The 12,159-nt window shown below is 54.8% G+C and carries 18 protein-coding genes and 1 pseudogene; 15 read left to right on the plus strand and 4 right to left on the minus strand.

Going from position 1 to position 12,159, the window contains the following annotated elements:
• Positions 1-100 precede the first annotated feature (100 nt).
• Both Q1B46_RS00005 and Q1B46_RS00010 read right to left on the minus strand, forming a co-directional pair.
• The gene (locus tag Q1B46_RS00005; RefSeq protein WP_299943169.1) at positions 101-421 is read right to left on the minus strand and encodes a hypothetical protein; all 321 of its coding nucleotides are present in this window, start codon (positions 419-421) and stop codon (positions 101-103) included.
• Positions 422-565: 144 nt separating this feature from the next.
• Positions 566-934 carry an antibiotic biosynthesis monooxygenase family protein gene (locus tag Q1B46_RS00010; RefSeq protein ID WP_170781614.1) on the minus strand — a complete coding sequence of 123 codons (369 nt, stop codon included), beginning with the start codon at positions 932-934 and terminating at the stop codon, positions 566-568.
• 79 nt (positions 935-1,013) lie between these two features.
• On the opposite strand from Q1B46_RS00010, the gene Q1B46_RS00015 reads away from it, so the two are divergent.
• The 6 genes from Q1B46_RS00015 (at position 1,014) to Q1B46_RS00040 (ending at position 4,792) form a co-directional block, all read left to right on the plus strand.
• Positions 1,014-1,442 (plus strand): MarR family winged helix-turn-helix transcriptional regulator, encoded by a 429-nt coding sequence (locus Q1B46_RS00015; protein WP_299667476.1) that lies wholly within the window; start codon positions 1,014-1,016, stop codon positions 1,440-1,442.
• A gap of 182 nt (positions 1,443-1,624) precedes the next feature.
• Complete coding sequence (rpsJ, locus tag Q1B46_RS00020) at positions 1,625-1,939, plus strand: 30S ribosomal protein S10 (protein ID WP_008756422.1); 315 nt, start codon at positions 1,625-1,627, stop codon at positions 1,937-1,939.
• 18 nt (positions 1,940-1,957) lie between these two features.
• Positions 1,958-2,683: a 50S ribosomal protein L3 gene (rplC, locus tag Q1B46_RS00025; protein WP_074736220.1), complete on the plus strand. Its 726-nt coding sequence runs from the start codon at positions 1,958-1,960 to the stop codon at positions 2,681-2,683.
• Positions 2,680-3,297 (plus strand): 50S ribosomal protein L4, encoded by a 618-nt coding sequence (gene rplD, locus Q1B46_RS00030; protein ID WP_282022293.1) that lies wholly within the window; start codon positions 2,680-2,682, stop codon positions 3,295-3,297. Before rplC ends, rplD begins: the two co-directional genes overlap by 4 nt.
• A complete protein-coding gene (locus tag Q1B46_RS00035; RefSeq protein WP_058272362.1) occupies positions 3,294-3,590 on the plus strand; it encodes a 50S ribosomal protein L23 in 297 nt (98 codons plus the stop codon). Before rplD ends, Q1B46_RS00035 begins: the two co-directional genes overlap by 4 nt.
• Positions 3,591-3,757: 167 nt before the next feature.
• Positions 3,758-4,792, plus strand: coding sequence for a fatty acid desaturase (locus Q1B46_RS00040; RefSeq protein WP_299943180.1), 1,035 nt, complete (start codon positions 3,758-3,760; stop codon positions 4,790-4,792).
• 143 nt (positions 4,793-4,935) lie between these two features.
• Here the strand turns inward: Q1B46_RS00040 and Q1B46_RS00045 are convergent, their stop codons facing one another.
• Positions 4,936-5,331: a MarR family winged helix-turn-helix transcriptional regulator gene (locus tag Q1B46_RS00045; protein WP_299943183.1), complete on the minus strand. Its 396-nt coding sequence runs from the start codon at positions 5,329-5,331 to the stop codon at positions 4,936-4,938.
• 164 nt (positions 5,332-5,495) lie between these two features.
• Here Q1B46_RS00045 and Q1B46_RS00050 point away from each other — a divergent pair.
• Positions 5,496-5,993: pseudogene (locus Q1B46_RS00050) on the plus strand (YceI family protein); the annotation flags it as partial.
• A gap of 296 nt (positions 5,994-6,289) precedes the next feature.
• Complete coding sequence (locus Q1B46_RS00055) at positions 6,290-6,466, plus strand: hypothetical protein (RefSeq protein WP_200818576.1); 177 nt, start codon at positions 6,290-6,292, stop codon at positions 6,464-6,466.
• A 188-nt stretch (positions 6,467-6,654) separates the two neighbouring features.
• Here Q1B46_RS00055 and Q1B46_RS00060 read toward each other — a convergent pair whose 3' ends face one another.
• The gene (locus Q1B46_RS00060) at positions 6,655-7,794 is read right to left on the minus strand and encodes an MBL fold metallo-hydrolase (protein WP_299943187.1); all 1,140 of its coding nucleotides are present in this window, start codon (positions 7,792-7,794) and stop codon (positions 6,655-6,657) included.
• Between the two features lie 146 nt (positions 7,795-7,940).
• On the opposite strand from Q1B46_RS00060, the gene Q1B46_RS00065 reads away from it, so the two are divergent.
• The 7 genes from Q1B46_RS00065 to Q1B46_RS00095 all read left to right on the plus strand — a co-directional run bounded on the left by Q1B46_RS00065 (position 7,941) and on the right by Q1B46_RS00095 (position 12,136).
• The gene (locus Q1B46_RS00065) at positions 7,941-8,513 is read left to right on the plus strand and encodes a TetR/AcrR family transcriptional regulator (protein WP_299943190.1); all 573 of its coding nucleotides are present in this window, start codon (positions 7,941-7,943) and stop codon (positions 8,511-8,513) included.
• Positions 8,514-8,778: 265 nt separating this feature from the next.
• Positions 8,779-9,621 (plus strand): 50S ribosomal protein L2, encoded by an 843-nt coding sequence (rplB, locus tag Q1B46_RS00070; protein WP_074736212.1) that lies wholly within the window; start codon positions 8,779-8,781, stop codon positions 9,619-9,621.
• A gap of 3 nt (positions 9,622-9,624) precedes the next feature.
• Complete coding sequence (gene rpsS / locus Q1B46_RS00075) at positions 9,625-9,903, plus strand: 30S ribosomal protein S19 (protein WP_010437056.1); 279 nt, start codon at positions 9,625-9,627, stop codon at positions 9,901-9,903.
• A 3-nt stretch (positions 9,904-9,906) separates the two neighbouring features.
• Positions 9,907-10,287 (plus strand): 50S ribosomal protein L22, encoded by a 381-nt coding sequence (gene rplV / locus Q1B46_RS00080; RefSeq protein WP_008756532.1) that lies wholly within the window; start codon positions 9,907-9,909, stop codon positions 10,285-10,287.
• Complete coding sequence (gene rpsC, locus Q1B46_RS00085) at positions 10,287-10,997, plus strand: 30S ribosomal protein S3 (protein WP_037311761.1); 711 nt, start codon at positions 10,287-10,289, stop codon at positions 10,995-10,997. The genes rplV and rpsC overlap by 1 nt, the downstream gene beginning before the upstream one ends.
• A gap of 12 nt (positions 10,998-11,009) precedes the next feature.
• A complete protein-coding gene (rplP, locus tag Q1B46_RS00090; RefSeq protein ID WP_113791489.1) occupies positions 11,010-11,423 on the plus strand; it encodes a 50S ribosomal protein L16 in 414 nt (137 codons plus the stop codon).
• A gap of 164 nt (positions 11,424-11,587) precedes the next feature.
• Positions 11,588-12,136: an amino acid synthesis family protein gene (locus tag Q1B46_RS00095; RefSeq protein ID WP_299943230.1), complete on the plus strand. Its 549-nt coding sequence runs from the start codon at positions 11,588-11,590 to the stop codon at positions 12,134-12,136.
• Positions 12,137-12,159: the final 23 nt, after the last annotated feature.

Below are 12,159 nucleotides of genomic sequence, written 5' to 3' on the forward strand. Positions count from 1 at the left end.
AAGTCGGTAGGCCGGGCTTCAGCCCGGCTCATCGGTGAGACTAATGAAGGCCGCTCCACATCGGGGCGGCCTTTTTCTTTTTGAAACGTGTTAGCTATTTCTAAGAAAACCCACGCCTTCGCGCAGCCATAGCGCGACCGTCACGTATGCTCATCCCCATTAATGTCAGGTTTGTCGCCCCGGCGATCAATTCGATAACTTGGATTAAGTAAAAGCTAGTATCGAAAGACCCCGCAGCAGCCTTTGCGTTCAGATAGAGAGCGGCAGGAACAAGGATGAGCAAGCCGTTTGCAGCGATGAACGGCATTCTTTTCTTTTTTGCCAATGCCTGAGCGTCTTTACGACGACGCCCCATCGATATTCCGGTTGCACCTACAATTGCCATTGCAGGAATCAGTAGAAACAGGCCGTTTACGATCATGGATTTAACGACTGCAACGGTCGAGTAGGATGTGAATAGCTCGCTGATTAGCGTGGAAGTCCAGAATGTCAGGATTGTTAAAAACCCAACAACTCCGGCGATGGGGTGGATTACCCTAACCATGTGTCACCTTTGAATTTGGCACTATGCAACGCAGTGATTGTCGACGGACAACTTCCGTAGAAGGTGGGGGCGCGTTACTGCGCTTTCTGGGTAATCAGCAATGCGACGCTGGAACTCAGGATTGGTAAAAGCGTCGCGAAAGCTTTTGACGTCTTGCCAAACGGCATAGTTCACAAAGGTCGAACTGTTAGCGATGCCTTTGTGAAGCTGGGTTGAGATATATCCCGGTTGGGATTTCATAAAGTTGGCGTCATGAGTCCATGCGCTCAACAGGGCCTCTTCGTCGTTGGCGTCAACTGTAAACAAGTTAATAAGAACAATAGGACCTTCATCAGTTTCCATCTGATCACCTAGGGTTGCGATATTGTCCAACTCTTCAATGCGCGCCATCTCGTTCTCCTTTCGGCAATTAAAACATAGCAAGCTATATAATATTGCATAGCTAGCTATGCAAGTGTAAATTGATCGTATGAAGTTCGAAAAAGAAGATTCAGCTGGATATTTGATCAACCACATGGCGCGATTGTTCGCGAAAGAACTGCAGCAGCGTATTTCCCCTTTGGGTATCGTAGTAGGGCAGTTCCCAATCTTACTGGAGCTTTGGCTGAAGGACGGCGTATCCCAAAAAGACCTGCTGAGCAAAATTGATGTTGAGCAGGCAACCCTTGCTAATACTCTTAGTCGAATGGAGCGGGATGGTCTGATAAAGAGGACCAAGAACCCTGCCGATGCCAGGGCTCAATTGATATGGTTGACTGAAAAAGCCGCAGCTCTTCGCAATGATGCCTACCAGTCAGCCCAGAACGTAAATTTGCAAGCCCTGACGGTTCTTAACTCCACGGAACAAACCCAGTTCTTGGAGTTAATGCGCCGAGTAATTTCCGGCATGCGAAAGTAACAACAGGTCGACTTACTCAGATTTCATTTCCCCCTTGCCAAACCCCTCACACCCCTGTAGATCGCGCGAGTTCTCTACAAGAACATCAAGGCGGGGTGATTCCCGCCTTTTGGGTTCGATGAGGGTTGGCGATGCGCGCTTGTCCTCCTCTCAACCTCAACGCCTGATAAAAGGCTGTTATTATGCAAAGCCAAAATATCCGTATTCGGCTGAAGGCATTTGACTATCGCGTTCTGGATGCCAGCACGCAAGAGATCGTCAACACTGCCAAGCGGACCGGCGCGAACGTGCGCGGCCCGATCCCGCTGCCGAACAAGATCGAGAAGTTCACGGTTCTCCGTGGCCCTCACGTTGACAAGAAATCCCGCGACCAGTTCGAGATCCGCACGCACAAGCGTCTGCTCGACATCGTTGATCCGACCCCCCAGACCGTTGACGCGCTGATGAAGCTCGACCTCGCTGCTGGTGTGGACGTCGAGATCAAGCTGCAGTCGTAAGATCGGAGGGTATAGATTATGCGCTCTGGTATTATCGCAAAAAAAGTAGGCATGACCCGCCTGTTCATGGAAGACGGAAAGCAGATTCCTGTGACCGTTCTTCACCTGGACAACCTGCAGGTCGTTGCACAGCGCACCGATGACAAAGACGGCTACACCGCCGTTCAGTTGGGTGCCGGTGCTGCCAAGGCAAAACGCACCTCGAAGGCCATGCGCGGCCACTATGCCGCTGCCAAGGTCGAGCCCAAGCGTAAGCTGGCCGAGTTCCGCGTCTCTGCTGATGGCCTGATCGAAGTGGGTGCCGAGATTTCGGCAGAACACTTCCTGGAAGGTCAGAAGGTTGACGTTTCGGGAACCTCGATCGGTAAAGGCTTTGCTGGTGCAATGAAGCGTTGGAACTTTGGTGGTCTGCGCGCCTCGCACGGTGTTTCGATCAGCCACCGTTCGCACGGTTCAACTGGCCAGTGTCAGGACCCGGGCAAGGTGTTCAAAGGCAAGAAGATGGCCGGTCACATGGGTGCCGCCCGTGTTACCACCCAGAACCTCGAGGTTGTCAAAACTGACGCCGACCGTGGTCTGGTCTTCATCAAAGGCGCCGTTCCCGGACCGAAATCGGGCTGGGTTACCGTCAAGGACGCCGTCAAGAAGAAAGCACCCGAAGGTCTGCCTTTCCCGGCAGCCGTAAAAGGTGCCGCAACTGAAGCACCTGCGGAAGAAGCTCCCGCGGAAGGTGGTGAAGCATGAAACTTGATGTAATCAAACTGGACGGCGGCAAAGCCGGCAACATCGAGCTGGATGCAGACCTGTTCGGCCTCGAGCCGCGCGCAGACATCCTGCACCGTGTGGTCCGTTGGCAGCGCAACAACGCGCAGGCTGGCACCCACAAGGTAAAGACCCGCTCGGAAGTGTCCTACTCGACTAAGAAGATCTATCGCCAAAAAGGCACCGGTGGCGCTCGCCACGGCGCTCGCTCGGCACCGATCTTCCGGGGTGGTGGCGTTTACAAAGGTCCGGTCGTGCGTTCGCATGGTCACGACCTGCCGAAAAAGTTCCGTAAACTCGGTCTGCGCCACGCGCTGTCTGCCAAAATGGCAGCTGGTGAACTGGTCGTGATCGAGAACGCCGAAGCCGAAGGCAAGACCGCCGCTCTGGCCAAACAGGTTGCAAACCTGGGCTGGAAACGCGCTCTGGTCATCGACGGGGCGACCGTGAACGAAGGGTTCCTGAAAGCGTCCAAGAACATCGAAGGTCTGGATATCCTGCCGTCGATGGGCGCAAACGTCTATGACATCCTCAAGCGTGACACCCTGGTGCTCACCAAAGCGGCTGTCGAAGCACTGGAGGCTCGTCTGAAATGAGCGCGAAGGCAGAACACTACGACGTGATCCGCAAGCCGATCATCACCGAAAAGTCGACCATGGCGTCCGAGAATGGCGCGATTGTCTTTGAAGTGGCGATCGACAGCAACAAACCGCAGATCAAAGAAGCGGTTGAATCGCTGTTTGGTGTCAAGGTGAAGGCGGTTAACACCACCATCACCAAAGGCAAGGTCAAGCGGTTCCGCGGCCAATTGGGCAAGCGGAAAGACGTAAAAAAAGCATATGTGACCTTGGAAGAGGGTAACACCATCGACGTATCCACCGGTCTCTGATCGGAATTGTCTTTGGAGAGATCAAGGCCCCTGCGAGAGCGGGGGCCTTTTTTTGTGGCCGAGACACCAAGAATTGAATGAGAAACCATCGCCTCATTGAGAATTCACTTGCCTTGCCGGGGTGGTAGTCTATCCGGTTCCTAATAACCAGAAGACATGGCAGGCGTATGACCAAACCCTCTCTCCCGACCCGGAACAAGCCGGATGTAACTGCCGCGCGTGATTGGGTGACGACGCTTGCCAAATACCGAGAACCTAATCAATTGCGCAGCTCGTTCGAGCTTGGCATAAGCGTAATCCCCTTCTTCGCACTCTGGGCGATATCCTGGGCATCGCTGTCGTTCAGTTATTGGCTGGCTTTGGGGTTCTCAGTCTTGAACGCCGCTTTTCTCTTGCGACTGTTTGCTATTCAACATGATTGCGGGCACGGAGCGTTCTTCAAAAACCGAGCCGTCAGCGACTGGGTCGGGCGTTTGATCGGAGTGCTGACCCTGACCCCATATGATGTCTGGCGACGTACACATTCCACCCACCACAACTCGTCTGGAAACCTGGACAAGCGCGGCATGGGTGACATTCACACGTTGACGGTGGCCGAATACCGCAGGCTGACACCCATGAACCGATTTTGGTACCGATTGTATCGCCATCCTATTACCTTGTTCGGCTTTGGCCCCGGTTACTTGTTTCTGTTCCAGAACCGGCTGCCGCTTGGCCTGATGGGAAGCCTAAAATTCTGGGTCAGCGCGATGGCGACAAATGCGGCCATTCTGTTTGCGCTAATTCTTATCTACTATTTTGGCGGCCTGATGCCGGTGCTGTTGATTTTCCTGCCGTCGACTCTGATTGCCGCAACGGCCGGAGTATGGCTGTTTTACGTCCAGCACCAATTCGAAGAAACGCAATGGGATCCCGATAAGGATTGGCAACTGCACGAAGCCGCGCTGCACGGAAGCTCGCATTATATCCTGCCATCCGTATTGCAGTGGTTCAGCGCCAATATCGGCATCCACCACGTTCACCATCTGTACAGCCGTATTCCATTCTACCGTCTGACCGAGGTTCTTCGCGATCATGATGAGCTGGCCAACAGCAACCAGATGACCATCCGCGAGAGCCTCGCCAATGCGCGACTGCACCTGTGGGACGAACAGAACCGCCGTCTGCTATCATTCGCTGAGGCGCGCGCGCTTTATGGGTGATGTGCGTCCCTGAAAGACGGCAACGCCATCGACGTGTCTACCAATATCTGATGAACCTGTCTTTGGAGACAGGTCGATAGTTCCCCGAATGATGGGGGCCTCCGCCATGTGGTTCTGAATTGCGCTGGCTGTCTGGGTATCCGTTAGTTTGGACAGGTTTGGTTCTGCTCCGCCTCGATGAATGCCTGCCAACCGTCTGCCTTGCCAAATGTGCGCATCCGATCATGCAGCATAGGGCCGTAGATGGACCACATGCGTTTCCGCACGTCTCGGCCCTTTTCAGTGATTTTCAGAACTTTGCCCCGCCTGTCGCTGCCGAGTTCGACAAAATCGATCAGACCTTCCGCTGCGATACGCTTGCTCAGATGGGACAGGTTCGACTGTTCGAATATGGTGTCCTGTGCAAGCTCAAAGGGGCGCAGTTGTCCACCGTGGCGTTCAAGCGACCAAAGCACATCGTACCACTTCAACGGTGGAAGACCCGCTTCCTTCAAGGCCGCGCTGATATCCGACTGGATGCGCCGGGTGGCCCGGTTCATTGCCACCCATATATCTGTTTCAGAATCCGTCGGGAGATCGTTCTTCACAACTTCGTGTTCATTTCAATTCTGATTGCTGTCTTTGCTCGATTCATTTAGATGAAAATTCATCTAAAATCCAGTGCCTATCGGATGAAAGGAATACCACCATGACATTCAAGTCCATGATTGCCGCCGCTGCCTTGACAATTGCTGTTACACCGGCCTTTGCACAGACCTACAAAACCGATCAGGGGCACACCGAAGTCCGGTTCGGTTGGAGCCACGCAGGCGTCTCAACCCAACATGGAGAATTCACCAAAGTTGACGGCGTGCTGGATCTGAATGCCGATGATATAGAGGCTTCGACGCTGAACGTGACGATTGACACCAGCAGTTTGGCTTCGGGCTTTGGGCCGTTGGATGATCACCTGAAATCTGCGGATTTCTTCGAGGTTGAAACCTATCCCGAGATCACGTTCGTCAGCACCGAAATCAAACGGACCGGCGATTCCACAGCAGACGTAACCGGTGACCTGACCATCCATGGCGTGACCAAACCCGTGACCCTGCAGGCGACGCTGACCCATCAGGGCGAGCACCCGCTGGGCAGTGCCATCGAATATTACGCGGGTGACTGGGTGGCATTCACGGCGGAAGGTGAGATTGACCACACCGAATTTGGCGTAGGGCCATTCTCAACCGGGCCGATCACCATCGAGATTGCGACTGAAATGAAGGCTGACGGCTAAGCTGGGCAGTCGGAAAGACGTCAACAAAGCATATGTGACCCGCGAAGAGCGTAATCCCATCGACGCATCCACAGCTCTCTGATCGGACCCGTCTTTGGAAAGAGATACCGACCCCCGCGAACGTGGGGGTCTTTTGTCATGCGAACGTCTGTTCTGAAACTGCGCTCTCAGATTGCCCTGCGATCCTGCCGTTGCTTCGAGTGCGCCGAGCAGATAGGCATACACGCATGAAACATGTCCCCAAAGAAACTACAGATGACGCCCTTATTCAGGAGTTCCTGGATAAAGGAGGCAAAGTAAGCGTCGGCAAGACCAAACCCGCGCCCGCTGAGCTTGGTCTGAGTAAGAATGTCTGGAACGCCAAGCTGACCAAAGAAGAGAAGGCCGCACGCGACAAGAAGTGATCGTGCGAGGCCAGTTGGGCAGGCGGAAAGACGTCAAAAATCGCATCTGACCCGGGAAGAGGAGCGCACTCGACGTGTCCAGCGCTCTCTGATCGAACCCGATTCCGGAGCGGCAAAGGCCCCAGCAAAAGCAGGGGCCTTACTTCGTGAGGATTGACACAAAACTGTTTTTGGCACGCTGACCGTGTCTAGTAGAGGTCGCCGTCCGAAGCCTGCAGGATATTGACCACGCCTTCGTCGATCATCTCTTGCAGAACGCTGAGGCGGTCAAAGTCTTCGGGGCTGTTGTAGTTCTGCACATGTACCATGACGATGCCTTTGACACCGCTGTCATCTTGCAGCTTCTTCATGTCTTCGGGGAACATGTGGTAGGCGCCGATGACCTTCACTTTTTCTTCCTCGGACTGACCGCCCCACGGTGCAAACTTGATGTTCTTGCGGGTGATACCTTCGACAAATAGCAAATCGGCATCCTTGGATGCATTCACCAGCCCTTCTGAATAGTGTCCGTCGCCGCCAAAGACGAGAACACGGCCGTCGGGTTTGGTCGTAAACCTGTAGGCGTGGGTGTTCTCCAAAAACCCGTGCGCTGTGGGGAAGGCTTCGACCAGAACATTGTCATCTTCGAATATCTTACGTCCGTTGACGTCAACATGTGGCCAAACCGGCACCCCAACTGCGGTCGCACCGTCGAATTTCTGCACCGTCGACCCTTGTGCCATTTCGTTGCGGTCTATGCGCCACGCGTCGTTGATGCTGGCCATCATCTCGTCGACACCGGCGGGGCCGTAGACCTTCTTGTCGACGACAGCCAGGTTCGACCCGAATTTGAACGGATTTAGAATGAAAGACGGCAACCCAACGGTATGATCTTCGTGCAGGTGGGTCAGGAACATGTACTTGATGTTCGGCACGTTCATGATTGTTGCCAGATCCATCGCGTCCTGAGACTGAACCGATTTACCTAGTGCGCGCCACCAGCCTTCTCCAGCGTCAATGAAATAAGGATAGTCGTTTACGATGACCGCCAGAGCCGGGCCATAACGATAGGGGTTTGGGTTTGGGTCGCCGCTTCCCATGACCAGAACTTTGGACGGCTTGTCGGCAGGCGAACGATCCAGTGGTCCTCGGTTCTCAAATATCGGCCAGTTTCCGGGCGAACTGAAAGCGGTCTTCATGTTCTTCATCTGCGTGAAAGGCACGTTGAGATGGTTCTGTTCGGTTGTGGCAGCACCTGCGGCAAGATTTTCTTCCCAGGTTTGCGCAGTTGCAGTTGCGGCAATGACGCAAGCTGTCGCGAGTGTCGCTGATAAAAGTTTCTTAGGCATCGTACATCCCCCTTGAGGTCTGAAATCCCCATCCATTCGAATATGTATGGAGGGTACCTAATGGTATGCTCCATACCTAATAGTCTGTAAAGTACTTTTTGGTATGTATGTCTTGACGGCACGCAATTATGGCTTAAAAACAAGGCATGCGCGACACTCAAAAATCACCACCTCTTCCTCGATATGACCGCGAAAGATGGTTAGAAACAGCCCTTAATGTCCTTGCAACTGAGGGGGGTGCGCGGCTGCGAATCGACTCTCTCGTCAAAAACCTTGGCGTCACGAAGGGCAGTTTTTACCACCACTTCAAAAACCGTGATGAGTTTGTTCGGGCGCTGATCGATTACTGGTCCAAGGAGTTTACGGAATCGGTCATCAACGATGTCAATACGTCCGAGGCTTCACCTTCAGAGCGCCTGTTGTCGTTAACGCAATATGTCGAGGCTGAAGGGCTTGATCAATTTGATATCGCTTTCCGATCCTGGGCGGCTCAGGACCCCGTCGTGGCCGAAGCCCTGAGAGAAGTCGATCGCAGACGATATGAGTTTGTGAGGGGAGTCTTTGCGGCTATTGGCTTTGAGGGGGCCGAACTGGAAATGCGGGTCAGGCTGTTTCTTGTATTCATCAGCGCCCGCCGATCTGTTTACACGCCCCAAAGCGCGTACGATTCAGCAAGTGAAACACTCCTGAGGCATGAGTTCCTCACTCAAAAACATTAATTGATATGCAAACAAATAAGAGGCTCGAAAAGTTCTTCTTCGTTCAGTGGGTGAATGGGAGTGAGACGCATACACAATGTTTCTGATTCCTATAGACACCCACCCCCAACACGGCTATATGCACCCAATCTTACGGCCTCGGATTCGTTCCGGGGCCTATGATATTTGAAACCGGGGACCTTCGGGGCCCTATACCCTTGGCACCTACGGGGGCCTATCACATAGCGGGGAAATCCCCGCACTTGCTAAACGGAAGACAGAAAGCATGGCACTCAAGTCGTACAAGCCGACGACGCCGGGCCAGCGCGGGCTGGTGCTGATCGACCGTTCGGAGCTTTGGAAAGGACGTCCGGTCAAGTCTCTCACTGAGGGTTTGACCAAATCGGGCGGCCGGAACAACACCGGACGGATCACTTCACGCCGCCGCGGCGGTGGCGCAAAGCGTCTCTACCGGATCGTTGACTTCAAACGGAATAAATTTGATGTCGCGGCAACCGTCGAACGGATCGAATATGACCCGAACCGGACCGCATTCATCGCACTGGTAAAATACGAAGACGGCGAGCAGGCATATATCCTGGCTCCGCAGCGTCTGGCTGTTGGTGACAAAGTCGTGGCATCCGCCAAGGCCGACATCAAGCCGGGCAACGCAATGCCGTTCTCGGGCATGCCCATCGGTACCATCGTCCACAACATCGAGATGAAGCCCGGCAAAGGCGGTCAGATCGCACGTGCGGCCGGTACTTACGCTCAGTTCGTTGGTCGCGATGGCGGCTACGCTCAGATCCGTCTGAGCTCGGGCGAGCTGCGCATGGTCCGTCAGGAATGCATGGCCACCGTCGGTGCCGTGTCCAACCCCGACAACAGCAACCAGAACCTCGGTAAAGCCGGTCGTAAACGCCACATGGGCGTGCGTCCGTCAGTTCGTGGTGTTGCAATGAACCCGATCGATCACCCGCACGGTGGTGGTGAAGGTCGTACCTCGGGTGGCCGTACACCGGTTACTCCATGGGGTAAGGACACCAAGGGTAAGCGTACCCGCAACAAGAACAAAGCGTCCCAGAAGCTGATCATCCGCTCGCGGCACGCCAAGAAGAAGGGACGTTAATCTATGTCTCGCTCTGTTTGGAAGGGTCCTTTCGTCGATGCTTACGTGCTGAAAAAAGCCGAAGCAGCGCGCGAGTCGGGCCGCAACGAAGTCATCAAGATTTGGTCGCGTCGTTCCACCATTCTGCCCCAGTTCGTGGGTCTGACCTTTGGTGTGTACAACGGCCATAAGCATATCCCCGTCAACGTCTCGGAAGACATGATCGGTCAGAAGTTCGGTGAGTATTCGCCAACTCGCACCTATTACGGTCACGCCGCTGACAAAAAAGCGAAACGGAAGTAAGTCATGGGCAAGGAAAAGAACCCCCGCCGCGTGGCCGAAAACGAAGCAATGGCGAAAACGCGCATGCTCCGTACCAGCCCGCAGAAACTGAACCTGGTTGCGCAGATGATCCGCGGCAAGAAAGTTGAGAAGGCTCTGACCGACCTGACTTTCTCGAACAAGCGTGTCGCGCAGGACGTCAAGAAGTGCCTGCAATCTGCAATCGCCAACGCCGAGAACAACCACAACCTGGATGTCGACGAGCTGATCGTCGCCGAAGCCTGGGTTGGCAAGAACCTGGTCATGAAGCGCGGTCGTCCGCGGGCCCGTGGCCGTTTCGGGAAAATCCTGAAGCCGTTCTCGGAGATCACCATCAAGGTGCGTCAAGTTGAGGAGCAAGCCTAATGGGACATAAAGTCAATCCGATCGGCATGCGCCTTCAGGTCAACCGCACCTGGGACAGCCGCTGGTATGCAGATACCAAGGACTACGGCGATCTTCTGCTGGAAGATCTGAAAATCCGTGAGTTCATCAACAAAGAGTGCAAGCAAGCCGGCATCGCCCGTGTGATCATCGAACGTCCGCACAAGAAGTGCCGCGTTACGATCCACACAGCACGTCCGGGTGTCATCATCGGTAAGAAAGGCGCGGACATCGAAGTTCTGCGCAAGAAAATCGCTCTGATGACCGACAGCGAACTGCACCTGAACATCGTCGAAGTGCGCAAGCCCGAGCTTGACGCACAGCTGGTTGCCGAGTCCATCGCTCAGCAGCTGGAGCGCCGGGTTTCGTTCCGTCGCGCGATGAAGCGTTCGGTTCAGAACGCCATGCGCATGGGCTCTCTGGGTATCCGGGTGAACGTCGCTGGCCGTCTGGGCGGCGCCGAAATCGCACGGACCGAGTGGTACCGCGAAGGCCGCGTGCCTCTGCACACCCTGCGTGCCGACATCGATTACGCACAAGCCGAAGCGATGACTCCTTACGGGATCATCGGGATCAAGGTCTGGATCTTCAAAGGTGAGATCATGGAGCACGATCCGCAGGCACGTGACCGTAAAGCACAGGAACTCCAGGACGGCCCTGCACCTCGTGGTGCTGGTGGCGGTCGTCGCTAAGGAGGGAAAGATATGCTTCAACCAAAGCGTACTAAATTTCGCAAGATGCACAAAGGCCGGATCAAGGGCGAAGCCAAAGGCGGCTCTGATCTGAACTTTGGCACCTATGGCCTGAAAGCTCTTGAGCCTGAGCGTGTAACTGCACGCCAGATCGAAGCTGCACGTCGTGCCATGACGCGTCACATGAAGCGTCAGGGCCGCGTCTGGATCCGCATCTTCCCCGACACTCCGGTCACTGCAAAGCCGATCGAAGTTCGTATGGGTAAAGGTAAAGGTTCCGTCGATCGTTGGGCCTGCAAGGTCAAGCCTGGCCGCGTGATGTTCGAGATCGACGGCGTCAATGACGACATCGCCCGCGAGGCCCTGCGCCTGGCCGCGATGAAGCTGCCGATCAAGTCCCGCGTCGTGGTTCGCGAAGACTGGTAAGCGACCCGGGGCAACCCCGTTCGTGACAAGATTAACCCCCGTCGGGACACCGGCGGGGGTTTTCTTATGCGTCAGCCTAATGTGACCCGTCCCATCGTTTCGTGAAAAAAGTCGACGTTTGTCCATGGCCCCCATAGGCTGCCAATTGTGAATGGGAGGGTCTTATGTTTCAGCTGCGCAAGAAGGTGTTCATCAAAGAGGTCATAACCACCGACCAACTGGGGCAACCATGTGCTCCGGTTTGCCGGGTCGCAGCTTTGGCAGTCATACAGAACCCACTCGCAGGTAAATTTTCGGAAGACTTGTCCGAGCTGTTTGAAATAGGTGGTGCGCTCGGCGCAGACCTCGCGGCCGAGGCTGTTTCTCAACTTGACGGTGCTCCGATTTCATACGGTAAAGCAGCGATTGTTGGCTTAAATGGCGATCTGGAACAAGGCGGCGCACTGATCCACCCGAAACTTGGCGCTCCTATGCGCGCTACAGCGGGTGGGGGCGAAGCGGTCATCCCGTCCAATGCCAAACTTGGGGCACCGGGATGTGCGATCGATCTGCCGCTTGGGCACAAGGACAACCCATGGTCCTTTGACCATTTCGATACCATGACTTTGAATATTCCGGATGCGCCGAAACCGGACGAGATTGTTATGTGTCTGGCCTACGCAGATGGCGGACGCCCGATCCCGCGCTGCGGTTCAGGGCCGGTCAAAAACTGAAGGCTGGCTGGGGCTGGTCTTGG

The organism is uncultured Ruegeria sp. (assembly GCF_947500045.1).
Taxonomy (GTDB): Bacteria; Pseudomonadota; Alphaproteobacteria; order Rhodobacterales; family Rhodobacteraceae; genus Ruegeria.

What these genes read in the sequence shown, in the direction of transcription:
- Q1B46_RS00005 (WP_299943169.1), bottom strand. Translation starts at nt 421, where the DNA reads ATGATCGTAAACGGCCTGTTTCTACTGATTCCTGCAATGGCAATTGTA.
- Q1B46_RS00010 (WP_170781614.1), bottom strand. Translation starts at nt 934, where the DNA reads ATGGCGCGCATTGAAGAGTTGGACAATATCGCAACCCTAGGTGATCAG.
- Q1B46_RS00015 (WP_299667476.1), top strand. Translation starts at nt 1,014, where the DNA reads ATGAAGTTCGAAAAAGAAGATTCAGCTGGATATTTGATCAACCACATG.
- rpsJ (WP_008756422.1), top strand. Translation starts at nt 1,625, where the DNA reads ATGCAAAGCCAAAATATCCGTATTCGGCTGAAGGCATTTGACTATCGC.
- rplC (WP_074736220.1), top strand. Translation starts at nt 1,958, where the DNA reads ATGCGCTCTGGTATTATCGCAAAAAAAGTAGGCATGACCCGCCTGTTC.
- rplD (WP_282022293.1), top strand. Translation starts at nt 2,680, where the DNA reads ATGAAACTTGATGTAATCAAACTGGACGGCGGCAAAGCCGGCAACATC.
- Q1B46_RS00035 (WP_058272362.1), top strand. Translation starts at nt 3,294, where the DNA reads ATGAGCGCGAAGGCAGAACACTACGACGTGATCCGCAAGCCGATCATC.
- Q1B46_RS00040 (WP_299943180.1), top strand. Translation starts at nt 3,758, where the DNA reads ATGACCAAACCCTCTCTCCCGACCCGGAACAAGCCGGATGTAACTGCC.
- Q1B46_RS00045 (WP_299943183.1), bottom strand. Translation starts at nt 5,331, where the DNA reads ATGAACCGGGCCACCCGGCGCATCCAGTCGGATATCAGCGCGGCCTTG.
- Q1B46_RS00055 (WP_200818576.1), top strand. Translation starts at nt 6,290, where the DNA reads ATGAAACATGTCCCCAAAGAAACTACAGATGACGCCCTTATTCAGGAG.
- Q1B46_RS00060 (WP_299943187.1), bottom strand. Translation starts at nt 7,794, where the DNA reads ATGCCTAAGAAACTTTTATCAGCGACACTCGCGACAGCTTGCGTCATT.
- Q1B46_RS00065 (WP_299943190.1), top strand. Translation starts at nt 7,941, where the DNA reads ATGCGCGACACTCAAAAATCACCACCTCTTCCTCGATATGACCGCGAA.
- rplB (WP_074736212.1), top strand. Translation starts at nt 8,779, where the DNA reads ATGGCACTCAAGTCGTACAAGCCGACGACGCCGGGCCAGCGCGGGCTG.
- rpsS (WP_010437056.1), top strand. Translation starts at nt 9,625, where the DNA reads ATGTCTCGCTCTGTTTGGAAGGGTCCTTTCGTCGATGCTTACGTGCTG.
- rplV (WP_008756532.1), top strand. Translation starts at nt 9,907, where the DNA reads ATGGGCAAGGAAAAGAACCCCCGCCGCGTGGCCGAAAACGAAGCAATG.
- rpsC (WP_037311761.1), top strand. Translation starts at nt 10,287, where the DNA reads ATGGGACATAAAGTCAATCCGATCGGCATGCGCCTTCAGGTCAACCGC.
- rplP (WP_113791489.1), top strand. Translation starts at nt 11,010, where the DNA reads ATGCTTCAACCAAAGCGTACTAAATTTCGCAAGATGCACAAAGGCCGG.
- Q1B46_RS00095 (WP_299943230.1), top strand. Translation starts at nt 11,588, where the DNA reads ATGTTTCAGCTGCGCAAGAAGGTGTTCATCAAAGAGGTCATAACCACC.